This is a genomic window from Pirellulales bacterium (genome assembly GCA_036499395.1).
Lineage (GTDB): Bacteria > Planctomycetota > Planctomycetia > Pirellulales > JACPPG01 > JACPPG01.
Map to the genome: position 1 here is coordinate 87,092 of DASYDW010000129.1, position 23,865 is coordinate 110,956.

14 protein-coding genes are annotated in these 23,865 nt (G+C 62.3%); 4 read left to right on the forward strand and 10 right to left on the reverse strand.

The features are described from left to right. Positions 1-21 precede the first annotated feature (21 nt). From VGN12_25845 to VGN12_25885, 9 genes are all read right to left on the reverse strand, one after another. On the reverse strand, positions 22-1,170 hold the full coding sequence (locus VGN12_25845) for a hypothetical protein (protein HEY4312900.1): 1,149 nt from the start codon (positions 1,168-1,170) through the stop codon (positions 22-24). A gap of 206 nt (positions 1,171-1,376) precedes the next feature. Further along, positions 1,377-2,705: a glycosyltransferase family 87 protein gene (locus VGN12_25850; GenBank protein HEY4312901.1), complete on the reverse strand. Its 1,329-nt coding sequence runs from the start codon at positions 2,703-2,705 to the stop codon at positions 1,377-1,379. 246 nt (positions 2,706-2,951) lie between these two features. Continuing rightward, on the reverse strand, positions 2,952-4,142 hold the full coding sequence (locus tag VGN12_25855; GenBank protein ID HEY4312902.1) for a YncE family protein: 1,191 nt from the start codon (positions 4,140-4,142) through the stop codon (positions 2,952-2,954). Between the two features lie 128 nt (positions 4,143-4,270). Beyond that, positions 4,271-5,770 carry a DUF1501 domain-containing protein gene (locus tag VGN12_25860; GenBank protein HEY4312903.1) on the reverse strand — a complete coding sequence of 500 codons (1,500 nt, stop codon included), beginning with the start codon at positions 5,768-5,770 and terminating at the stop codon, positions 4,271-4,273. A 1-nt stretch (position 5,771) separates the two neighbouring features. Then, complete coding sequence (locus tag VGN12_25865; protein ID HEY4312904.1) at positions 5,772-8,681, reverse strand: DUF1553 domain-containing protein; 2,910 nt, start codon at positions 8,679-8,681, stop codon at positions 5,772-5,774. A gap of 98 nt (positions 8,682-8,779) precedes the next feature. After that, positions 8,780-9,685, reverse strand: coding sequence for a hypothetical protein (locus tag VGN12_25870; GenBank protein ID HEY4312905.1), 906 nt, complete (start codon positions 9,683-9,685; stop codon positions 8,780-8,782). A gap of 147 nt (positions 9,686-9,832) precedes the next feature. After that, complete coding sequence (locus VGN12_25875) at positions 9,833-11,863, reverse strand: tetratricopeptide repeat protein (GenBank protein ID HEY4312906.1); 2,031 nt, start codon at positions 11,861-11,863, stop codon at positions 9,833-9,835. A 28-nt stretch (positions 11,864-11,891) separates the two neighbouring features. Beyond that, positions 11,892-12,671, reverse strand: coding sequence for an aldolase/citrate lyase family protein (locus VGN12_25880; protein HEY4312907.1), 780 nt, complete (start codon positions 12,669-12,671; stop codon positions 11,892-11,894). Between the two features lie 85 nt (positions 12,672-12,756). Beyond that, positions 12,757-14,481 (reverse strand): cyclase family protein, encoded by a 1,725-nt coding sequence (locus VGN12_25885; GenBank protein ID HEY4312908.1) that lies wholly within the window; start codon positions 14,479-14,481, stop codon positions 12,757-12,759. A gap of 429 nt (positions 14,482-14,910) precedes the next feature. On the opposite strand from VGN12_25885, the gene VGN12_25890 reads away from it, so the two are divergent. The 4 genes from VGN12_25890 to VGN12_25905 all read left to right on the forward strand — a co-directional run bounded on the left by VGN12_25890 (position 14,911) and on the right by VGN12_25905 (position 19,396). After that, positions 14,911-15,462: a DUF1254 domain-containing protein gene (locus tag VGN12_25890; protein ID HEY4312909.1), complete on the forward strand. Its 552-nt coding sequence runs from the start codon at positions 14,911-14,913 to the stop codon at positions 15,460-15,462. Next, the gene (locus tag VGN12_25895; protein ID HEY4312910.1) at positions 15,428-15,943 is read left to right on the forward strand and encodes a DUF1214 domain-containing protein; all 516 of its coding nucleotides are present in this window, start codon (positions 15,428-15,430) and stop codon (positions 15,941-15,943) included. Before VGN12_25890 ends, VGN12_25895 begins: the two co-directional genes overlap by 35 nt. 513 nt (positions 15,944-16,456) lie before the next feature. Next, on the forward strand, positions 16,457-17,158 hold the full coding sequence (locus VGN12_25900) for a PEP-CTERM sorting domain-containing protein (protein ID HEY4312911.1): 702 nt from the start codon (positions 16,457-16,459) through the stop codon (positions 17,156-17,158). A gap of 195 nt (positions 17,159-17,353) precedes the next feature. Continuing rightward, positions 17,354-19,396, forward strand: a complete 2,043-nt coding sequence (locus tag VGN12_25905; GenBank protein HEY4312912.1) for a carboxypeptidase-like regulatory domain-containing protein — start codon at positions 17,354-17,356, stop codon at positions 19,394-19,396. A gap of 134 nt (positions 19,397-19,530) precedes the next feature. Here the strand turns inward: VGN12_25905 and VGN12_25910 are convergent, their stop codons facing one another. Beyond that, on the reverse strand, positions 19,531-23,853 hold the full coding sequence (locus tag VGN12_25910) for a carboxypeptidase regulatory-like domain-containing protein (GenBank protein HEY4312913.1): 4,323 nt from the start codon (positions 23,851-23,853) through the stop codon (positions 19,531-19,533). Positions 23,854-23,865: the final 12 nt, after the last annotated feature.

Sequence of the window (23,865 nt, forward strand, 5' to 3'; positions counted from 1 at the left end):
GCGTAAGCATGTCGCGCGTCGCTAGAACGGCATGCGCCCTGGAAAAAACAGCGGCGTAACCGGCACCACCAGGTCCCCCACGTCGTACACACGTGTGGTCGTCATGCTGTCGGCCGATTCGATCGACGTGATCAGCAGCACGTCGTCTTTGACGACATACGCCAGATTCAGATCCCCCAGGATCAGCCGCAGTATCGAGCGCAGCTTGATGTTGTTGAGATTCTTCGTGATGGGGGTCGAAGGGCCGATATTTTCCTCGGACATTCCCTTCGTATCGAGTTGGATTTCGATGTTGAACTTGTGCTTAAGAAAATCGAGCGCGTCCGATAGCGGCATCTCCTGAAAGTCGACGCTCGTAACTTCTTGCAGCGCTCGGTTGATCTTCGCTTCGCCGGCGCTTGGTCGATAGGTGCTGGCGTTTTCGCGCCATTCTCGGCGGCGCTCGCTAATCTGCTGCCATTTTTCGGCGGCGGGATACATGACCGGCCGAGCGTCGGTATCCACGGCCAATTGCCGATCCTGGTTGCGGAATTCTTCCTGCAAGTGCTGCCGGCGCCGCGCGAGCAGCGCCTGCATTTCGATCTGATTCGCTTGCAAATCCGCCTCGAGCGGTGTGGTCGTGCCGACGATCGTCGCATTGCCGTCGGCCAGTGATCGGGTTGCTTCTTCCGCCGCGCGATAATCGCCTTGCCCCGCCAGGTCATTCGCGTGCGCCAGTTGTCGTTCGATCTTTTGCTCGCGCTTGGCAAGGTTCTGGTGCAATTGCCGGCGCGCTTGATGCTCGGCCTGCACTTCCTGCGCATGCACGGCCGCGGTGTGCGCGGTGGACGATCGCCGCGCCGCCTCGCGCGACACGGACTGCAAGCTGCCGAGCAAGCGCGTCCGATCCACCGGATCGAGTTCCGGAGCGATGCGTACGCGGGCCGCCTCTTGCGCCAGCGTAGCGCGCACTCCCTCGGGATCGGTTGCAAGCCGTTGGCGCGCATCACTTATTGCGGCCCGTACCTCGGTTTCCATCATGCCGCGCATCACGCTCCGCACGCGCTCGATCGAATCGAGCATGTCACCGTCGCGGGGTGCTGCCGGCTCGGCGGCAAGCGTCAAGCTGGCGCTGGCAAAGGTGCCGCCAAGAATCGCGGCGAACAATAATCGTGCGTTGCGGTGCGACATGCCTGAACCCCTCATGCGCGACCATCCTATCCCTCGGACCCCGGCCGTCCCGGTCTTGGCTCGCTGTCGGGCGGTATTCCCACCATATCACACTACGCAGCCAGCCGCGATTTTACTCAGTGAGCTAACAAACTTGTCAGTCGGAACGGGCGCACCGCCGGTTGCCATTCGCGTCCCCATTCTGCCAAGGCTGGCGTTCCCCACAGTTACACGGCTGCCCGGCGCCGGGGAAACACGAACAGGAATGATCCGGCCGCGGCTTCGGCCCGCTGGCGCGGCGAAAGGACGAGCGTCAGCAGCGACACGGCCGAAAGCGTATGCGGTTGATAGCAACTAAGGATTTCGCATAGCCGCATGCCGATCAAATCGCGATGCACCAGCAGCATCAGCGCCGCGGCAAACACCGCCAGCCCCCACTGCCAGCTGCGTGCCTCGCCAGCCGCCGCGACCTGCGCAAACAATAGCGCGGCAGGGATCACCAGCACCAGATGCTGCATCCAGCACAGCGGAGAGAGAATCGCGATCAGCACGCACACGGCCGCCCATTCGCAACCGAGCCCCACGCCACCGTCCACAACGTCGACGCGCCTGCGACATCGCCAGGCGAGCACACCGGCCAAAACCAGGAGTCCGGTGCGCACGAACAGCTTGGTGCGCGCCGCATCCCAGTTGGCCAATCGCACGAGCGCGTCGCTTTTGACATACAGCGGATGCCCGACGGGATATTCTTCCACCAACCGTGCGAGCATCAGCGGCAACGACTGATTGCGCAGCACCGGCACTTCCACGCCGTTGTCCGAGGGATCAGCCAGTGTCAAAGTATGCGTCACGAACGCGAACCACTGCCGATGCAGAGCAACATCCTTTTCCCAACCCAGATGCAGCGCCGGCAACAGACAAAACAGCGTGCTCGAAGTGACCATCCAGCCCGCTGCGCGCCACTGCCGCTTCCATAGCAGGTAGGGCAGGAAAATCGCTGGCGTTACTTTATAAACCGCGGCCAAGCCCAGGCTGCAGCCACACAGCGCCACGCGACCCTGCACGAGCCCCCACAGCGCCATGCTCAACAAGAAGAGCAAGAACAATTGGAGCCCACACTCGGGCAGATCGCGCAGGATGTAGCAACCGGTCACCGCGAGCGCCGCAGCGGCGGGCCGGCCCCAGGCGTATCCCGGTTCCTTGCCCAGCGACGACCAAAACTTCACGCACCAGGCGAGCCCGGCACAGGTTGCGAGCAACCAGATGGCACGATCGACTCGGTACGGCAGCCAGGCCGTGGCGGCATCGATCATCGCCCGCGCCGGCAGGTAATGGAAGGCGAACGACTCGTAGATATTGTCGTTGAGAAACGTGAGGCCGAAGTTGCGATGCCAGAGAAAATCGTTGTCCCTCTGAAAGACACAACGATAAAACTCGCAGGCAGCGAACACAGAAAGCGCGAGGATCGCGAGCGCGCGCCCCAAGCGCCCCCGGGGCGATACGCCCGGTGCCGATGCGGCCCGTACCGATACGGATTGCGCAGTGTCGAATGCCATGGCCGAGGCCCCCCTCGCCGTTAACAACGATTGCACGCGCACGCCGACCGGCGTATCGCCCAACGCCAGGTGCTAGCAGCGAGCGCAGAATTTACGCGACCGGCAAAGTCGCTCACTTTTTGCATCGGCGCAATGCGCACCAGGGCTTGAGACCAATCCCGACCGGAATAGGGGGCGTGCGAGAGAATCGAGAGAAGCTGCCCGTTGCTGGCGCGAAGCCTGGTGCTCTGCCACCGCGACAGTCGGTCACCGCCGCGGCTCAGCTCGTCGCAACGCCGAAGGAAACCCGGGCGTTGGAATATGCACGCCGGTTTCCTCGAGCGCGCCCCCCTTTACGGCGAAGAGTACTAATCGCTTTGCCGCGTGCTCTTGCACGACCAGGTATTTTCCGTCGGGCGAGAAGCAGACTCCTTCGGGAATGCGGCCGATGCGCAGCTCCTGCACGCGCGCGAGCGACTGCCCGTCGAGCTTGAAGAGGCGCAGCCAGGCGTGCTCGGCGCGCTGCGGATCGTCCGCCGGCACGTTCGAGCCTTCCATCAGCACCACGGCCACCAGCCGGCCATCGGGGCTGATATCGAACGATTCGGGCCCGGTGCCGACCTTCACGTGATCGATCGTGTGAATCTGACGCGCCCTTAGATCAACCAGTGTCAGCAGATCAGCGTCGAGCCCCTTTTGATTTCCTGCCCCCGCGACTAGCGCCAGCGCACCGTCGGGCGTGATCTGCGCGTGATACGGTTCGCCATAGAGCGGGATCTTGCGCTCGTCGACCTTTACGTGCCCGTCGACGATTCGCAGCACCCGTGCGGCGGCCCCTTTGTTCAAGCTGACCAGCGCCAAATCGCCAGCCGGATTAATGGCGACGTCCGAAGGTTCGCTGGCCGCGTCGCCGACCGTGATCGTTTCGCGCACCGTGACCTGCGGACCGTCGATCGCCAATACGGAGATCGTGCCATCGGCGCGATTCGCCACCATCGCCAGGTCCCCCGACCGACGGATCGCGATACCGGACGGCTGCTTGCCCACGGTCACTCGCGACACGATCTTGCCATTCCCGCCATTCAAGTCGACGACTTGTACCACGTCGTCCGGCACGGGCTTCTTTGGATCGTCCGTGTAGCGGCGCACGGAATTCGCGACCAGCACCAAGCGCTCGTCCGGCGTGATAGCCACGTTCGTCGGCGGTCCGACGACGCTATTCGCGACGCCCGGAATGTTTCGCACGCGCGGCGGAAACTGACCGAAGTCGAGAATCGTCAGACTGTCCGCCTCGGCCGTCGCCGAATCAATGACCCGGCCGACACCGCTCGACAGGTCGTACTTCCCTTCATTGGCCGAAACCATAATTTGCGCCGATGCCGCATCACCCCAGAGCAAACACCCCAGGGCGATGAACACGGCGTTCAACCGCACCAACAAACAGCAACATCTTGTCATCGGCGTAACCTTCAAACCCCTCTCCCTCCGGGAGAGGGCAGGGTGAGGGGAAACAGCAGTTGGCTCAATAATCAAAAGGACCCCTGCGCCTAAGCATCAGCGTTAATGCGATACATCGCACAGTGCCTTCAACTCAAAACTTCCGAAATCACGCGTCCATGCACGTCGGTCAATCGTCGTTCGATGCCGTTGTGATAAAACCGTAGCCGCGTGTGGTCGATGCCCAGAATATGCAGGATCGTGGCGTGGAAATCGTGGATCGAGACAACATTCTCGACCGCTTTGTAGCCCAGTTCGTCCGTGCCGCCGTACGAAAGCGGCGCTCGCACTCCCGCTCCCATCATCATGCAAGTGAAGCCCAGCGGGTTGTGATCGCGCCCCGAAGCCCCCTTTTGATACATGGGCATGCGGCCGAACTCGGTGCAAAAGACCACCAGCGTATCCTTGAGCAAGCCGCGCCGCTTCAGGTCGTTAAGTAGCGCCGCGGCCGGTTGATCGAGAATTGGTCCGTGGATGTCGTATTGCTCTTTCAGTTTGCGATGGCCGTCCCAGTTGCCGACCCCCTCGCCCATCGCATACGCGCCATTGAACAACTGCACGAAGCGCACGCCCCGTTCGATCAATCGCCGGGCGAGCAGACAGTTGCGCGCAAAGCCCGCCTTGAATTTGTTCTGCGTGTCATCCGCGCCGTACTCGGCCAGGATGTACTCAGGCTCGCTCGACAGATCGGTCGCCTCGGGCACGCTCAATTGCATGCGCGCCGCAAGTTCGTAGCTGGCGATGCGCGCCGCCAATTCGCCATCGGCCGGAAACTTCTGCCGATGCTCTTCGTTCAATCGCGCCAGCAAACGCCGCGTTGCCAAGGCCTCGGCTTGTGAGATCACGGCCGGCGGTTGCAAATTTGCGATCGGCCGCTGCGCGTTGAACGCCGTGCCCTGGAACACCGCCGGCAGAAAGCCCGGCCCCCAGTTATTCACGGCCGCCTGCGGCACGCCGCGCGGATCGGGGATCGCGACATAAGCCGGCAATTCGCGGTTCTCGGACCCCAGCGCGTAAGTCACCCACGAGCCGATCGACGGAAACCCGTCGAGCGTAAAGCCGGTCGACATGCAGTTCTCGCCCGGCCCATGCGTGTTCGTTTTCGTCGTCAGCGAATGGATAAAACAAAAATCGTCGACCAGTTCGCCCAGTCGGGGCAGCAGATCGCTGACCATCTTGCCCACCCGCCCGCGCGGGCGGAACTCGTACAGCGGCCGCGCGATCGCGCCGTTCTCGCCTTGAAACGTCACCGCGGCCTCGGGCTGCGGCATGGCCTGCCCGTCGCGCTTCACCAGCTCCGGCTTCCAATCGAATGTTTCCAACTGCGACAGCGCGCCGGAACAAAAGATCACCAGCACATTGCGTGCTCGGGCCGGCTCGGGGGCGGGCCGGGCCTGATGCGGTGCAGCCGGATCCATCGCCGGGCGGTAGGCCGGCGGTGCCTCGGCGGCCAGCAACCCTTCTTGTTGTAAAAGTGACGCAAGCGCAATCGAGCTCAGCGCAGTGCTGGTGCTTCCCAGAAAGGCGCGCCGATCCAAGAGCAGATCGGCAGGGCTCGGCGATCGGTGGTGAAGATTCTTTGGTCGCATGCTACGGCAAAAACAAAAACTCGTTGCTATTGAGCACCGCGCGGCACACGGCAGCCAGCCCGAACTCGTCGGCGACTTGCCGCGACGCGGTTAGTTCGTCGTCGCTGGGGGCACGTCCCAGGGCGAAGCGAAACACGCCCCGCACCTGGGCGCTATGATCCTCGCCCGCGGATTCGCGCACTCGCGTGGCGAGACGTTCGCCTTGTTCGCGCATGAAGGTGCTGTTGAACAAATTCAGCGCCTGAATCGCGGTGGTCGAGCGGCTGCGACGCGGCGCCGGTTGTCCCGCGTCGGGACAATCGAGTGCGCCGAAGACGCCGTCTTGCGCCATGCGCACGCGATGGACATAGATCATGCGGCGCCAATCGCCGGGCCCCCATTCCTCCTTGGGATCGTAAACGCGCACGTAATTGTCGTTCGCCTTGAAGACACTGAAACCCGGCCCTCCCATCGTCAGATCGAGCGCGCCGCTGGTAGCCAGGATCGTGTCGCGCGCCGGTTCCATGTCGAGCCGGCGTGACGGAAAGCGCCACAACGACTGTGCCCCAGCATCCTGGGCCAGACCGGCCTCGTGCGCCTGACTGGCTTGGCGGTACGTGTTCGAGGTAAGCATCAGCCGATGCAGCTTTTTCAACGACCAGCCGCCATCGATCAATCGGCGTGCCAACCAATCGAGCAACTCGGGATGCGTCGGTGGAAAGCCCATCGCGCCAAAGTCCGACGGCGTCGCCACGATGCCGGTGCCGAAATGATGCTGCCAAACTCGGTTCGCAATCACCCGCGCCGTCAGCGGATTGTCGGCGCTCGCCAGCCAGCGGGCCAGGGCCATACGACGCTCGGCGTCCGGCGCGGTCGAAGCGAGCGCGAGCGAACCGAACACGGCCGGCACATCCGGCGACACGCGCTCGCGCCGCTGGCCGGGATCACCGCGATAGAGCCGATACGTCGGACCGGGCGCCGTGAATTTTCCGCCGAAGATCGTTTTCGGCAGCACCGCGGTTTCCGCGTCACTTAGGCGCACTGCGGCCGGATCGCGCATCGGGCGGTCGCCGTATTGCAGGCCCGCGAACACGGCTTGCAACTGGTAATAGTCGCGCTGTGCGATCGGATCGAACTTGTGATTGTGACAGCGAGCGCACCCCACGGTCAGTCCCAGGACGCCCGACCCGACCGAAACAATCACTTCGTGTAATTCATCGGCGCGGGCCTGCCGCATCGAGGGCTCGTCCTTGCCGACCTGGCCCGGCAACACGGCCGGCGCCGCCACCAGGAAGCCGGTCGCCGCATCGACGCCCAATTGATCTCCGGCCACCTGCTCGATGATAAAGCGATCGAACGACTTGTCGTCGTTCAGGCTTTTGATGACGTAATCGCGATAGGGCCAGGCATTATCGCGCGGCGTGTTCACTTCGAAGCCGTGCGTATCGGCGTAACGAATCACGTCCAACCAGTGCGAGGCCCAGCGTTCGCCGTAATGCGGACTCGCCAGCACGCCGTCGACCAGCCGAACCCACGCGTCAGGCGCATCGTCGTTAGCGAATCGATCGATGTCCTCGGCCGTCGGTGGCAGCCCCAGCACGTCCAGATATAAACGGCGAATCAGCGTGCGCGGATCGGCCACGAGCGACGGATGCAGCCCCTTCGTGCCGAGGTGGGCGAGGATAAAGGCGTCGATCGGGTTGCCCGTCGTGGCGAACGGGTCAGCGCTCGGCGGCGGCTGCGGATCGCCGACGGGCTGCAGCGACCAATGATCGCTGTGTACCTGCGGCGGTTCGGCGTGGCCGGCCAGTTCGTCAGGCCATGTCGCTCCCTGATCGATCCAGCGGCGCAGCATCGCGACCTCGTCGTTCGCGAGCCGCGGCTCCTCGGGCGGCATGACGAATTCGGCATCGTTGCTCGTGACGCGCGCAATCAGATGGCTCGCGTCGGCGTCGAACGGCGAGACGGACGGTTCGCCCGACTCACCACCACGAAGGGCCCAGTCGCGCACGTCCAGGCGCAGTTCGTTCTCTTGCTTCTCGGGTCCGTGGCAGGCGAAACAGCGCGCGGCCAGCAGCGGGCGCACGGCAGCCGCGAAATCGACCGGCGGTCCCTGCTCGCCGCGGGCGGCCAGGTAATGCTCGCGAACTTCACCCTGCGACAGGGCGCGGCCGTAGATGGCCACTTCGTCGATGTCGGCCACCAAGGGGCGAGACGCTGCACCGTTGTACCACGCGCCTAGCGCCGCCGTGGCCAGCACGACTTGCGGTCGCGGCTCGACCGTCGCTTCCAGAATCATGCGGCCATCGCGAAACAGCCGCTCTCGGCCGTCGCGCGCGTCGTACGTCGCGACCAGGTGCGTCCAACGTCCTGGCCGAATCAGTTGCGCTTCGGAATTCGGATACGTGTTCGCGCCGTCCAGCGCAAACTCGAGCGCCCCCGACGCCTTGAGATTGAAATGCAGATAGCCGGGCTCCCAATGATCGGCCGCGAAGAGGGCGGCGATTTCTTCCGTAGGAAGCCGCGTGACGTTTACCCACAGTTCGACGCTGACCGCGTCATGCCGGCCGAGATCGGGAATACGCAGGTAGCCCCCTGGTCCCAGGCGGAGCGCTTTGCCGAGCGGCTCGTAAGCCGAATCGACGCCCTGCGCCGTCTCGCCGACCAGTTCCGCAGAGTGGGTCTGAGTCGGGGCCGCGTCGGCCGACGGGTTGCCCGCTTCCTCGAAACGATAATAGGCCAGCAATCCCACACCGCCGCGCACCGCGTCCGAATATTCAGCGGCAGCCACGTTGCGCGGTAAAAGCCAGACCACGAGCGCGGCCGACAGCGACAAACAGACGATAACGCGGGCGAGCAGCATGTGTCCGACAATAGCCGGATTCGCGTCGCATTGCCAGTTTTGCGTGACGAACGGCCGCTCTTCATCCACTCGCCGCGCACAGGGCCCCGGTCAGAAAAGCGAAACGCACGGTCCCGCGGGGGCCGTGCGCTTGGCTCGCATCTTCGCTTGTTTCCGCCGGGACGTCCTTAGTTATAGCGGGGTGAGGTTGGGGTCACCTTCACGTTCCACGTGCTCGTCAGGATCGAAGTGCGAATATCGTCGACGATCGCCGCGCGAACGGACCGCATCGTACTTTGCATGTCGTCGCCCGAGTAGTCGTTCATGGCGAGCGTAATCGCGTCGGTTCCTGCGCCGCCTGCAGCATAACCGCTGACCGCGCCGGTGCTATCCTCTTCGACCTTGATGTTGATGTTAATCGTGTCGCTGCCGTCACCGCCGTAGGCCGCCACGGAGAGCGAACCGAAAATCAATCCCGTGGCAGCGGCTTCCAGGTCGTCGTTTCCGGCGCCGCCATTGAGCACGACGTTCACCGTCGAACGGGAGTCGACATCCACGGGCGCGCCAAACAGAATCCGGTCGTCGCCGGCGCCGCCCGAGAGACAGAACATGACGTGGGCGTTGGTGATCATCCCGAGCGAGGTCGAAATATAATCCGCACCGCTGCCGCCGATCACGCAAACCGACAGGTTCGCGTTGGCAACACCCCCGCCGAAGTTCAGCATGGCGTGGTTGCTACCGTTCCCCAAATCAATGTAGACCATCTCCGAAGTGCTCAACTGATGGGCCAGCGTGTAGGTAACCGTGTCGTCGCCTGAGCTGCCTTCGTAATGGACCGATCGAACGTTCATGGCGCCACCGAGCATCATGCCGGCGCCATCGGTTACCGAAACGGACCGATTACCCAGGTCGAGAATATTGATCGTGGCCGGTCCGCCGGTGTTGACGATCTCGAGATCGTATCCGGCCATGGGATGCCCAGCGCTGATGGGAACAGCACTCACTGTAACGCTGGGGCAGTACCGATCCTCTAGATGTTCGATATTAAAGCGACGGCTCTTCTTCCCCTTCTTTGGGGAACTCCAGAACGGCATTGTTAACTCCCTAAGCCGCGGCCCCCCGCGCGAGGATGCTGGCCCATCCCAGGCCTCGATTGTAGGGGATAGCGAAGGTGGCGGGAATGGCAGCAGTTTGCCGGCATTGGGCAGCCGTTTTGCCGCGAAAAGCATCCGCTAGCGAGGTCACGGCCGTGTCAACTGCCGCTTCCACTCGCGCACTTTGGCCAGATTCTCTTGCGCCTGTGGCGAGTTTGGTTCCAGGCGCGCCGCCTGCTCGAAACACTCGACCGCCGCGTCCGCGTCGCCCAGTCGCGCATGCACCGCGCCCCGATTGCTCCAAGCCGCTGGGTAGTCGGGACGCAGCCGCACGGCGTCGGCCAGTTGCTCAACCGCGCCGCGCAGATTCCCCTGTTCCGCCAGCACCTGGCCCAGCCCGTAATGCGATTCGGGGCGTTGCGGATCGAGTTCGACGGCGCGAGCAAAGAATTTCTGCGCGTCGCCGGTCGCGCCGCGTTGCGAACAGAGCAGTCCGCTCGCCAGCAGTGCGTCGACATTTTCCGGTTCGAGTGCCAGGCTGTGTTCGAGTTGCTGGGCCGCCTCGTCCGTGCGATTCTCGCGCAACAGGACCAGTCCCATGCCGACCTCGGGCAGGGCCCAGCCCGGCGTCAGCCGCGCCGCCTCGCGAAAGTGCGCATACGCATCGGCCAGATCGTCGGGGCCGAAGCCGGCGCGCTCGCCACGGTCCAAGAGCAGCTTCGCATAGTTGTATTGGACGCGCGATTTGCCGGGATCGATCTCGATCGCATGCGTCATTGCGTCGAGCGCCTCGGCATAACGTCCTTGTTCTCCCAGTTGCATCCCCAGGTTCGACCATCCGCCCCAGGAAGCGGGATTCTTGGCCAACGTGTCGCGGTACAGAGTCTCTTCGTCGTGAAAATGCCCTGCTGCCCGAAACGAAAGAACGCCCAGCGCGATCAATATCGCCCCGGCCGTTACACGAAAGAGATTTCGCGGCACGACCGACGCCGCGTCGGGCGCAAGCCGGACGAATACCGCAGTGAGCGCGGCCGCCGCCAGGGCGAACAACGCTGGACTGGCGTGATATTGGAAGTGGTCCGCCACGAACGAGAACGTGTGAAAGTAAACGTTCAAGAAACCGAGCGTCGGCATCAGCACGCCGACGTAGATCAATACCGCCGCCAACGGACCGCGCCCGATTCTCTTTCGCGTTACCCAAAGGATTGCTGGTACGGCCAGCGCGGCCGCGGGAAACACCCATTGCCACCACACGCGCGGATCCATAGTCCAGCGCGGATAGAAGAACATAGTGGGATACGGCCACAGCAACTTTCCGGCATAAAACCAAATGGCACGTCCGGCTACCAAAAACCGCTCGGCGAACGACAAGTCGAATTCGCTTCCTTGCGCGCCGACATGATTTTTTTCCAGCCACAACGTCACGCTACCGAGCGCGAATGCTAGCGCAAAGTACGGCGCTGTTAAGGCCAGGTCATGACGCGTGAGGCGTCCGCGCCGCCACCACTCGATGACCAGGATCACCGCCGGCAACGTGACCACGGCCGTCTTTGAGAGCAGCGCTGCGGCAAACAGCGCCAGCGACGCGGCATACCAGCGACCACGCCCCAAAGTCTTCGCCGAGCCTGCCGAAACCTCGGTCGGAGCGAATCGCACGTAGCACAATAGCGAGCCCAAGGCGAACGCCATCGACAGCAGGTTACGGCGCTCGGTGATCCAGGCTACGGATTCGACCTCGACCGGATGAACGGCAAAGATCGCTGCCGCGAACCAGCTCCCCGGTAGTCGTAACGCCTTCAGGACATGCCACAGCAGAACCGCGTTCGTCGCGTGGATCAGAACATTGACGACGTGGAAACCGCGCGGATGACGTCCCCACAGACGGGTTTCGATCCAGAACGTCGAATACGTGATCGGGTAGAACTGTTGGGCCGCCGTTGGTACGAGCCACATATCGCGCAGGCCGGTCGCCGAGTAAAGCGTCGGATTCGCCGTGACGTTGACGTCGTCATCGGTGATGAAATCCGCGTCGAGAACCGGGATATACGTCACGAGCACCAGCAGCACGAGCATCGCAGCGGGCCACGTGCGGCGCCAGGTCGCCCCGCGAGACTGCGGCGCGATTACGTGACCGGCTCGCGGCAAGGAACTCTCGGGCTGGGAAGAATCGTGCTTCATGGCGCTACAGCGCACGATTGCCGCGTGATTATTTCGAAGTCACGCCTTTGCGGATGCGTGCCACGGCGTCGGCCGCCGCTTGCTGCAGCAGCAGAAAATCGGCGCCCACTGCAAACCAGGAAACTCCCTTGGCGTGCCAGTCGCAATAGATTTCCGGCCGATCCCCCAGCGCCATGCCCACCGGCATGCCGACTTTCGCCGACCGCTCGAGCACGGTATCGATCGCGCGCAGCACGTCGGGGTGACGCGGCTCGGCTCGGCGACCTAGTGAAGCCGCCAGGTCTTGCGAGCCGATCACCAGCGTCGTGAGCCCTTCGACGGCCAGGATTTCGTCGATGTTCTGCACCGCTTCGATATGCTCGATCTGCACAATCACGATCACCGACTCGTTCGCGGTTTTGCAATAGTCGGGACCGCCCGCAGTACCATAACGTCCCGGCCGGCGCGGACCATATCCGCGAATACCTTCGGGCGGGTACCGGCATGCTGCTACGGCGCGGCGCGTTTCGTCGGCCGTGCGGACCAGCGGCACAATGATGCCTGCCGCGCCAGCGTCGAGCACGGGCTTGATCAGTACCGGGTCATTCCAGGCCACACGCACCAGCGGCGTCGTTTCGCTGCCGCGGGTGGCCATGATATGTCCTTGAATCCCTTCCACCGAGAACGGGCCGTGCTCGGCGTCGATCCATACGAAGTCGAGCACGGTGGTCAGCGCTTCGGTGACCGTGGGATCGGTGAACGTGATGCACGTTCCCAGACACGGAACAGTCGCTTTGATTTTGCGGCGAAAGTGAACGGCGTTTTCCATGGATCGTGCTTTATCCTGTGCTGTAAAGAGCAGCGCGCTTGAAACCAGCGACAGCGCCGAGGAAATGGCTCGTCATGCGCGCGCCTTAGAATAAAGCAATCGCGCGTCCCGGCCCACCGTGGCAACCGCGAATTTTGATCGGCGCAAACAGAAAGAACGCGCCCGCCGGCATCTTGTCGACCCCGGTCAAGAATTCGACCGCTACCATGTTCTTGGTGCCCAGCGTCCAGTAGGTCGACAGCGCCCTCTTCGGATCGACGCCTCCCAGCGAGGGTCCGTCGGTTCCGACGCAGCGAATTCCCTTCGTGGCCAGGTAGGCGATCGCCTCGGGACCCAGGGCGGGCCACCCTTCGCGTTTGCCGTTCAGCGGGTCGGACAGGCAGGCGTTCCCCTCTGGGAACGACTTGAAATATGTGTCGCTGTAGCCGCTGGTGAAAATCACGATCGAGCCCGCCGCCAGCGGACCGTGCAGCTTTTCGTCCTGCTGGATATCCTCGAGGCGAATCTCGGGGGATTCCGGCCAGTTCGAGGCTTCGGTCGTACCGACGCGATGCTTCACATCGATCGTCCGCGACAGGCCGCAAGTCCACGCCAGCGGAACTTGTTCGGTGGTCATCGTACTCGTGCCACGTGGGCCGAAACGCTTCTCGTATTCGGCCAGCCAGGGACGTACCTCGGCCGGGTAATCGCGATTGTTAAATCCCGGCGGCGGCAAGGCGTAGCTCGGCGGCACCAGGTGCGTGCCGACGTGGGCATCCATGACATGCGTTTGATGATAAGTTCCCAGGTTCGGTGCGAATTGCAGCGGTACCTTCAGATAAGGAACGCGATTGCGCCCTGCGCCGCGCCCCGGCCAGGTAACGGGATACTCGGTCGACAAAAGAACCGACAGATCAACGGCCCGCTTATTCTTTGCCGACTCGATCAACCGCGGCGCCGCCTCGCCCACGATCGCGATCGCCCGCGCCTCGGCATACGGCCCGTCCGCGTGCTTGGGCGTGAGCAAGCAATAGAACGCGCCGGTGTCGGGCAATTGATCGAAGCCGGTGCCGGACTCGGTCCAGACCATGCCGTACTTCAAGCCGGCCAGGTGCGTCGGCTCGGCCAGGTCAGGAATCGGGCCCATGCTGGCGCTATCCGTGGCCAGCGCCATGACCTTTTTGCTGGCCAGGTATTCCATGCATTCGGGGTCGGGGTCAGGCCACGCCGGAGCGGATCCCTCAACGGGATCGGCGAGAAAACGTCGGCCCGCCGGCAGCGGCTGGTAAAACTTGTCCGAGTAATCGCTGCGAAACAGGACCACGTCCCCAAAGCCCAGCGAGCGATGCTCGCGCTCCCAGGCGATGACGCGGTTCTTTTTCACAAGCGGGCTTTGCCCTTCGGGCGCCGTATCAAATAGCCCCCGGCAATCGATCACACACGCTTCGCCGCCGAATTGCCAGGCTGGTACCTTGTCAGTGAAGATCCGGCCCGCCGGGCCCGCGTTCGGCAGGTTCGTGTCGGGGTGCGGAATCGAATGCGGAGGCACGTCGAACTGCGTGCCGGTATTCCCGTCGATCATCAGGATTTCGCCGTTGTACGCGCTTATCGGACCGATCCGCAGATAACCGTTCATTGAGAACGGAGGAAACCCCGGAGCCGGCCAAGTGCATGGATACTCAGGCGCCACCAACAGAGACAAATCGAGCGCGCGCGAGTCGACCTCGCGATCGGCTGCCGCAGCGGACAGCGGCGAAAGCCACCCCAAAAATGTCAAAATCAGCAGGACTCTGCCCCACCAGAACCCCGCATAAGACCTGCGATCGCTCACGGCCAATGCTCCCAGATGCAAACGACGATGTGTGCCAATCGTAACTGGCACGTTTCGGGTCGCAACCCTGGCGCAACCCGGCACTATCAAATTGACCGAACGGCGTGGTTGATTGACGCGTAAATGCAGACTAAGCACGGCAGATTCACCAAACTTACACAAATCGGCGGGGCTGGCGACGCGCGCTCGACGCCTCGAATAGGGCGATAAATAGGTCGCTTACGGCCAACGACGCGATTGCATTTGCGCCGCAATTCTGCCGATTCTTTGAGCGCTCCGCGTTCACGTCGCGCGCCGATCGAAAGCTTGTGAATGCCGCCAACCCGTCTCTCCTTCTAACATGCAGACGGCACGACCCCCTCACCTTAATGGTACACTTCGGCAGCGGCGTTTGTTTGGCAGCGGCGACATTCAACGTTTAATAAGATAATGCGAACGACAACGAGTATCCTGACGACCGTGCTCTTCTTTCCAGGATCGTGGCTGCCGGCTTCCTCGGCCGACGAAGCCCCGCAGCGGGTAAACGTCGATAACTTCCGCCGCGCAGAGACAGACAATTACTTCGCCCGGTTCGCTAAAGATGGTGGCTTCGGCCGTCTCGCACACGAGCGCGCTCTAGCGGATATCGATCATCAAGCTGTGATCCGCCTGAACCGCGACACGCTCTATTCCTTCGGTGTGTTCGACCTGGACGCCGGGCCGATCACAATTACCCTGCCTGACACCGGCAAACGGTTCATGTCGTTGCAGGTCATCAGCGAAGACCACTACGCCGTAGATGTGTTCTACGCACCAGGCACACATACTGTCACAAAAGAAAATGTCGGCACTCGGTACGTTTGCCTGGCGGTCCGTACCTTCGTTGACCCCAACAATCCGGACGACCTGCAGGCCGCGCACAAACTGCAGGATGCAATCAAGGTCGCGCAGCAAGGCGCGGGGAAGCTTGTCTTACCTGACTGGGATCAGGCGTCGCTTTAAGAAGATCCGCGAGGCGCTGCTTAATCTGACGACCGCCAATGGCGGGATCGATTCGGCACGAATGTTCGGCCGCAAGGACCAGGTTGATCCGGTTCAGCACCTGCTGGGCACGGCAGCAGGCTGGGGCGGTAACCCGCGGACCGCCGCTCTTTATGCCGGCGCCGCGCCTGAAAAGAATGATGGGCAGACCCCATACGTACTCGCGATCAAGAATGTGCCGGTCGACGGATTCTGGTCCGTTAGCGTCTATAACAAGGACGGCTACTTCGAAAAAAACGCTCAGAACGCCTACACGGTGAACAATATCACCGGCTCGCCCGATGCAGATGGCGCTGTGACAATCCATTTCGGCGGGAACGAAAACGCCAAGAACTTTCTGCCCGTCACGCCAGGCTGGAACTACCTGCTGCGGTTTTACCGCCCGCGCCAGGCTCTACTGGACGGCGCTTGGCAACCGCCAGTCGCCCAACCGGCAAAGTAACCTTTCAATTCTCTCTCATCGTCCCGCTTCCGCCTGGCGATGCCACGGCAGCTACGCGCTTCCGACCTTTGAGCATTAGCTCACATGCTTGAACTTCGATGCGGTGGCTTGGCGCTTGGGTCCCCGCGAGGCGCCGCCAGTCCCCTCCACAATGCTGTGTAGAGAATTCCTGACAGTTAAGACGAAAAAAAGAAATCTGCCACCCGTTCCGGCTCGTATTTGCCTTTGTCCAAGTGCCCTCATGGGCATGCGGGCGTGGGGGGGAATGTCTTGCCGGACCGGCCGCGACGCTCCTCAGCGAATCGGACCCAAGTCGAAGACTAGTAATCTTTTGATACACACCGCAGGGCGCGATTTTTGATCCCGTGTGGCCCCTTCGGGAGCCCGCGGAGCTGAGTCCACGCGATACCGGTCGGCGAGACGTTCGCCGGCCACCATTAGCTTTCAACGACAGATTTCGAACGACTTTCAGGGCAGAACTTCTCGTCCTGGGCTATCACGAAGGAGCCGCAAATGAGCAGGACATGTAAGGCGACAATCTTGTGCCTATGCTTGGCACTTTGCGCCGGCCGATCTCAGGCCGGGCCAATTCCCGGGTCGCCAAGCCCGGTCCCCTCCGCAGGGGAATCTATTCTGACCAGCAGCTTTACGGTCGGCAGCAGCGTCAACATCGACTGGGAAGTCATTCCCACCACCGGCACCGCCTTTTCGCCCGGTCTGTACGCCTACCTGTATCAGATCGAAAACACGTCCCTCTCGGGCGTCGACATCTACAGCGTCAGCCTGCCCAATGCCGGCTCGTTTAATAGCATCGTCTCGGCCGGTGTGCTCGGCGGTGACAATCTCGACACCTTGACCGCGAATCATCCGGCGCATGACGCTGCGACGTTTCCAATCCTGGCCACCGAGCAAGAAGGCTTCGCCCTGCAAGGCTTGACGAGCGTCAACACGAGCCTCGATCCGAACGACGACACCGTGACCTGGACCTTCAATCCTTTGGCGGCAGGCTCGCAGTCGACCACGCTCTATTTCCTGTCGACGGAGCCGCCGACCTACGGCAACGCCACGTCGCAGGATCATATTCCTCCCTCGCCGTGGACCAGCCTTGGCCCTGGTGCCCAGCCAGTTCCAGTCCCCGTTCCCGAACCTGCGTCGATCGTTTTCCTGGCGCTCGGGTTCGTCGGGTTCGCCGCCTGGCGACGCGTGAAGAATTAATCCGGACAGAACCGCTTCCCTGCTGTTCGGGCAAGGACGAGCCGCTTGATTCCCTCAAGCGGCTCGTTTTTTGCGATTGCGCGCCACTTCTCCTGCCAGGCGAGCGCCTCGATGTCGCTGTCTTCACGCCGCGACGGGTGCTAAGGTGAAGTGTGAGCCGTTGGGCGTTACTGGCTGTGGGGGGGAGCCATGCTCTTGCAATTTTCCATCTTTCGGGGAACGTTCCCGCTCGCCGTCGCGCTCGCGATGGACTTGATCGGTCCCGTGGCATCGCGCGCTCAGCCCGCCGCGGCGCCCCCTCCTTCCTTGCGTGACACACTACGCGGGGAGGTGTTCGACGAACACGGCAAACCAATGGCCGGCGTCATCGTCTCGAATAATCACGCCCGGCTCTGGGGCCAGCCGGTAAACACCCTCACCGACGCGACGGGCAACTTCCGGCTGAACGGCCGGCCGGGATATTGGCGCAGCGGAACGCTGATCGCCACCACTCCCAACCACGAACATCAGTCGTATGTGAAAGTTCACGAAGAGCATGCGCTGCCGCGCCGACTGGAAATCATGCTCAAGCCGCCGCGAAAGACCTTCGTCACGGTCGTCGATGGCGCGGGCAAGCCCGTCTCCGGCGCAACGGTAGAAGTCATCGGTGACTACTCGTCCGTGGCCGTCAGCGCAACCGACGGCGCCGGCCGCGCCGAGTTGTGGTTTCCGGCCGATGTGAAAATCGATTGGGTTCTGGCGTTCAAAGACGACGTCGGATTCGATTATCACGAAAACTACAAGGCGTTTCCCACGAACGACCGCGGACCGCTCGCCGAGGATATTCGTCTGACGCTCGACGGCGCGCGACCGGACGTCGTTGCCGAAGCCGAGACGCCCGACGGCAAGCCGCTGGCCGGAATCGGCGTCCTGCTGTGGACGGTCAAGAAGCCCGGCAAGCTGTCGTACGCGAACATCGGAGGAAGTCTCTCGACGCGCCGCCTAACCGACGCTGACGGACGTGCCCACTTTGCATTTCTGCCAAGACTGATGGCCGAAGGCGTGTCGTTCTTGGTTCATTCGGACGATTATCACGCCACCGAATCACTGCACATTCCGACAGGCGATGCAGGTCCGCTGCACATCACGCTCAAGCCCAACGTCACGATCCGCGGCCAATTGACCTTTGCCGACGGTTCGCCGGCGCCGCAGATTCTGCTGCAAGCTGAAGGGAACGGCTCGCCCCATTATTTCCGCGGCTTCGCCCGCTCGGATGAAGAAGGGAATTACGCGTTCAGCGTCTATGCGGATCAGACGTACGCGGTCAACGTGCTGGACGACGATTGGGCCGCCCGCAGCCACACCGGCGAACAGGTGCAGCTAGGGGACCAGCCGCACGTGGTGAATTTCCAACTCGTTCCGGGAACTCTCATCGAGGGAAATCTGACTATCGGACCCGACCACGCTCCGGCCGTCGGAGAAACTGCCACCCTGCTGCAAGAGCCGCAGTTCGTTCGCTGGTCGAACGCCGACGAGCAGGGGTATTATCGCTTTCGCGTCGGGCCGGGGAATTACAAGCTTCGCTTTCCCTCTGGCATGACGCCGGCGCAGCTCGACGTCAAAGTTAACGACCAAGCGTCGATCGTGAACGACGCCCACGCCGAGCGCAAAGCGCGCGACCAGTTACAAGGAACCGTGCGCGCGGGGGAAGATAACGCGCCGGTAGCCGACGTGGTCGTCTCGGGCGAATCAGTTGAACACAACGGTCATGCCGGATTTCACGCCGTCACCGATGCCGAAGGGCATTTTCAAACCGAACGCTGGACCGATGTGATGTTCGCCATTGCACGCGACGTTGCGGGAAATCGGGCCGACACGGCGCTACTGGTCGAGGATGACAAGACTTGCAACTTCAAGCTCGCCCCCGCGGCCACGCTCGTGGGTCGCGCCGTCGACGAGACCGGCCAACCCCTGGCGCAGGCCCGCGTGTTTTGCGCGATCTCGATGCCGGACGATTGGCAACTGCCTGGCGACGAGCCTGGAAAGCCGCACAACAATCGCAAGGTCACCCTGCAGCTCGCCGCCAACGCCGACGGCACATTCAAAGTTCCCGCGGTCCCGCTGGGCGTCAAAGCCGAGTTGTACGTCGACTCGCAGAAAGGGAATTCGGGATCGAAGGATTTCCGTGCGAAAGAGCCAGGTGAATTCGTGGCCGGCGACATCGCGATCAAAGGGAAAGACCCGGCCGCGCCGCGCTGAGTCACGTTTCTCAATTCGACAAATCGCGCCGCGTCTTCGAACATCGGCTCTCAGGCCGCTCGTTTTTTCTGCTTGCCGGAGACGATCAGAGATCAATTTGGTCGGATCTTATTGCGTGAAGGCTGCAACTGCTTCTACTCGGCCCTTCTCAGAAATTCTGTACTATTGACTTTGCCGTCGAACTTGCCTGTTGCGGTGATCACCTCGCTCAGTTGTTTGCGAACATCGTCGAGCGAGAAGCTGTTCGCGGCCACGCGTCCGTCGGGGTCGATCAGGACGTAGGTCGGAATGCTCGACACGGCGAACCGTTTCGGTATGTCGGTGCTCGACCAATCTCCCAGCAGCGCGTGCTTCCACGGAAGCTGATGCGTGTTTAGAAACTCTTTCGCGCGCGCCGGGTCATGATCCAGGTTCGCGCCGATGACGATCAGTTCCGGTCGGGACATGAGCGACTCGCGCAGCTTTTCAACTTCGCCCATGCGCGAAACGCAGGCACCACACCACGAGGCCCAGAAGTCGATCAGCACGTACTTGCCGCGCAACTCGGCCAGCTTTTGTTTCGTGCCGTCCATCATTGCGAACTCAACGTCCGGCGCTGGGTCGCGCACCTTGAGCACCGGCACCTTGACTGTATCCAGATCGAGTGTCGCTTCCCCCTTGGGCACGTTCACATGCATGACGAGTTGCCCCACGGGATGCGTCAGGCATCCTTCCGTACTTCCATACAGCTTGAACGCAAGGTCATATTCGCCCGGCGGTACGCCTGAGATGCGAAATCGTCCGTCGGGATCAGGCTTCACAAAAAAATGATCGAGCGTATTTAAGAAAGCTGTTCCTTCGAGAGAGTTCGTCCACGCATCGTTCCAGCCTTGGCTGCCGTCAAAGCCATAGGCCGCGATCGCCGGCGGCGGTGTGATGCCCGGCCGGCGCGGCACCAGATAGTTCAAGCCGAAGTGATAGTCGAAGCCCGCCGGCGCCGCTGGATCGAGCGCCAGTTGCCCGCTGATTTCCGTTCCGCCTTCGCCCAGCGTCACTGAGATACTTTCTCCCGGCGCAGGATGAAGCGACAACGAGCGACTCGAACTCAACGGACCTTCGCTCGACCAATGAATGCTCCCTTCGACGTGACAGGGGATCGGAGGAACGCGGCCAAATTCGAATGAGCCATCGTCCGACGTCTTGGCGTGCAGGCTGAAACGTCCGCGCGGAGCGTCCCCTCCTTGCTCGCGAATTGGATCGAGTCGTACATCCCACTTCGGAATTGCCTTGCCCGCTTGCACCAAGCGCCCCGTTACCTTAGCCCACCGCCGCGTTTGGATCTCGCCGGGAACCTTGTCCGCCGCGCGTTCCGCTTCGCCGTAGTGATCTGGCGACACGATGACCAATGAGTATCGCTCTAACTGGTGAGGGATCTCGAAGCGTCCTTGCTCGTCGGTCGGGACGGAATCATTCGATGGCGGGCCGCCAGTCTCTTCGTCGAGGTTGCGCAAATCCAACTGCTCGGAATAGCTTCCCACATAGACCCGCGCTCCGGCCAACGGACGTCCGTCGTCGGTAACGACGCGCCCTTCATAGTGCGGCGCTGGCGTGAGCCGAATATCTTGATCGGAAATTTCATCGCCGACGCTATACCACCCCAGCCGCGCCGTGGCATAGCCCGGCGCCTCGATCTGCAAGCTGTGCTTGACATCGGTGCGATCGGGCCGGTAATCGAATCTTCGCCCTTTCGCCGTTTCGGCCTGGTCACGTTCGACGAGAGGAAAATCAGGCCGGAACGAAATCATCGGTACGATTATGAAGTTCGAGATCCGCTTACCACTGACAGCGTCCGTCACACGGCCACGGAAGCGCAGCTTCGGCTGCAAGACGAACTCTTGTTCCGTATCGTCCGCTGTAAATGTGGTCTCGGCCATGGCGTAATCGCCAATCGCCGAAACTCGAAACGAAACCGCGTCGTCGGGGGCCCAGGTCCACTCGTAGATACCTTGTTTGTCAGGATGTCGCGGAATCTGCGAGTCGAGGACGTTGGGATGATCGCAGTTGTAAAGTGATTCCGCCCCCCGCCAGCCAGCAATCTGAAACAGCGCCTTCGAAATCGGCTGTCCCTCGACATTGACCAAGCGCACCCGCAACGTCTTCCCCGGCTTCAATTGCACGTCCAATGGGGACATGCCGGCGCCAACGTTGACGAAGCGCATCTCGGGCATCCACCCCTTGGCGACGATCGTCACGCGCATCTTGCCCGGCGACAGTGGCGGAAAGCGGTACGCGCCATGTTCGTCGGCGCGTACCTCTTGCTCAGGCCGATGCTCCCAATACGGACGATCACCCCAAATCGCCAGCGCGCCCACAACCGGTTTGCCGTCAGGGTCGGTGATCGTACCAGTCAATTGCTTGCCGCCGTGCATTACCATCTCGGCCGTCTGCTCGCGCAGCGCCTTCATCGATACCGTCGGCTCGGCCCAGTTCGCATCGCTCACATAGTCGGGGTGACGGAGCTTGATCTGAATCGGCAGGTTATCTCCCGCCGGCGCGTTTCGCAGTATCCAGCGCCCCTGGGCGTCGGTGCGGATTGCCGTGGCTCCGTTGGACAACCAAGTATCGACAAATGGGCGGCTCTTCGAAATTTCCTTAACCTTGCCACGATCATATTTGACGTCGACGTACGCTCCCTCTATCGGCTCGCCTTGTTCGTTTTTGATCACGCCGCCGAGTGCGGTGCCAGGCTGCATTTGAAATGTGAACTCGTCGGGAAGTACACGGTCTTCGGGGACGTTCGTGTCCCAATTGGCAAACAACGGAACGTAGCCCGCCTTCGACGACCACAGCCGCATAATGGTTAGAATCTCCGGCAGCGCGACCTCGACCTCACCCTGCTCGTCGCATGTGTAATCTTGATTGGATTTGAAATCCTTTTCGTCCGTCCAGACGCTGGCATGGATATGAGCCCCGGCGATGGGCTTGCCATCCGAGTCGACGACGCGGACCAGAATATTTCCTTTCGTCGTTGCGATGACTCGATTGGTTGATGGCGAGATGCGCTTGGCCGGCTCAGATTCCGCGGTGTCGGCCGGTGCTGTCGGGACCGGCTTTGTCACTTCCTTCTTCTCTGCTTCGACGCTCGTGGTTTGATCGGTGGTCTTCGTGCTCTGCCCCGCATCCTGGACGACCGGAGTGTCGTTACTACTCTTTTCCGAAGTATTCTCTGACTGCGCCGCAGCCGGCGCTTCATCCGCATCACTCGCGATCGGGCTGAACGGGCGCAGCACGCCCAGTACCACCACGACCAGCGCCGTTGTCACGAGCAGCCCACGGCGAAATCGCGCCGAGGCCGGATGGCGCCGCGACGTGCGATCCAGAATCCAATTCACCCGATCCGCAAGCTCCGAGCGCTCGGCCATGCCGATGCCCGCCACCAAACGGGCCGGGCGACCCGCCAGCGCCGCGGCCACTTCCACGAGTCCGGTCGCATAGTCGACCGCCGCGACTCCCATTGCCAACACGCGATCGTCGCAAGCTCGCTCGCGCTCTTCGCGCATCCGCCGCAGCGCCAGCCACGCCAGCGGGTGAACCCAATACAACGTGGCCGCCACGCGCGCCGCCAATTGCCATACGATGTCGCGCCGGTCGACGTGCGCCAGCTCGTGCGACAACACCAGCCGGATCTTTTCCCGCGACCAGTTCGTGCAATCGGCCGGGCAGAGAATTCGCGGCTGCCAGATCCCTATCACTACCGGCACGCGCACCTGCGGTGAGATGCCAAGCCGTACGCGCGACCGCGCCGCCAAGTTCGGTATCAGTTCCCGCATCGCTTGCTCGAAGCGCGCGTCGTGAATCACCGTGGCGCCGCGCGCCAACAGCTCGGCCCGGACAATGCATCGCAACAGCAACAGTCCTTGCAAGACGATTCCCAGAACCCACGTGCCAACGACGATTCGTAGCAATGTCCCGGTAAGGGATACGCCATCGATCACGACAGGTGATGCAGCGGCGAGTGACGATTCGACGGGCACAGCGTCGACGCGCGTCACCGGCGCGCTAGTCGGCAGCGACTCCGCCGATCGCTGCCCCTCGATCGGCAAAGCAAAAGCCCACGGGTTCTCGCGCGTGCGGGCCGACTGTTGTTCACCGACTGGCGATTGCACGAGATCCGGCGTGGACGAGTTTTGAACCGCGTATGGTGCCACAACACGTTCGGCCTCGGCCGTGGCGGCAGCCGGCTCGAGCGTGAAACCCAACGGCACGCCGGGTAACGCCAGAAACAGAGCCGGCACGGCCAATAGCCCGATCAAGGCGAATTGCCAGATGCAATAACGCACGCCGGCCGACGAGCGGCGCGAGAGCCGCGCCGCGATCCAGGCCAGTCCCAACAAGCATGTCGCCCACGCCAGCGACGAAACCATCATCGGCACGCCGCGTTCCTCGATCGTGCCGAGTAGCGAGCTTAGGAGTGCCATCGGTATGCCCTC

Excerpts from the sequence above, each read along its gene's own strand:
- VGN12_25845 (HEY4312900.1), bottom strand. The coding sequence starts at position 1,170 with ATGTCGCACCGCAACGCACGATTATTGTTCGCCGCGATTCTTGGCGGC.
- VGN12_25850 (HEY4312901.1), bottom strand. The coding sequence starts at position 2,705 with ATGGCATTCGACACTGCGCAATCCGTATCGGTACGGGCCGCATCGGCA.
- VGN12_25855 (HEY4312902.1), bottom strand. The coding sequence starts at position 4,142 with ATGACAAGATGTTGCTGTTTGTTGGTGCGGTTGAACGCCGTGTTCATC.
- VGN12_25860 (HEY4312903.1), bottom strand. The coding sequence starts at position 5,770 with ATGCGACCAAAGAATCTTCACCACCGATCGCCGAGCCCTGCCGATCTG.
- VGN12_25870 (HEY4312905.1), bottom strand. The coding sequence starts at position 9,685 with ATGCCGTTCTGGAGTTCCCCAAAGAAGGGGAAGAAGAGCCGTCGCTTT.
- VGN12_25875 (HEY4312906.1), bottom strand. The coding sequence starts at position 11,863 with ATGAAGCACGATTCTTCCCAGCCCGAGAGTTCCTTGCCGCGAGCCGGT.
- VGN12_25880 (HEY4312907.1), bottom strand. The coding sequence starts at position 12,671 with ATGGAAAACGCCGTTCACTTTCGCCGCAAAATCAAAGCGACTGTTCCG.
- VGN12_25890 (HEY4312909.1), top strand. The coding sequence starts at position 14,911 with ATGCGAACGACAACGAGTATCCTGACGACCGTGCTCTTCTTTCCAGGA.
- VGN12_25900 (HEY4312911.1), top strand. The coding sequence starts at position 16,457 with ATGAGCAGGACATGTAAGGCGACAATCTTGTGCCTATGCTTGGCACTT.
- VGN12_25910 (HEY4312913.1), bottom strand. The coding sequence starts at position 23,853 with ATGGCACTCCTAAGCTCGCTACTCGGCACGATCGAGGAACGCGGCGTG.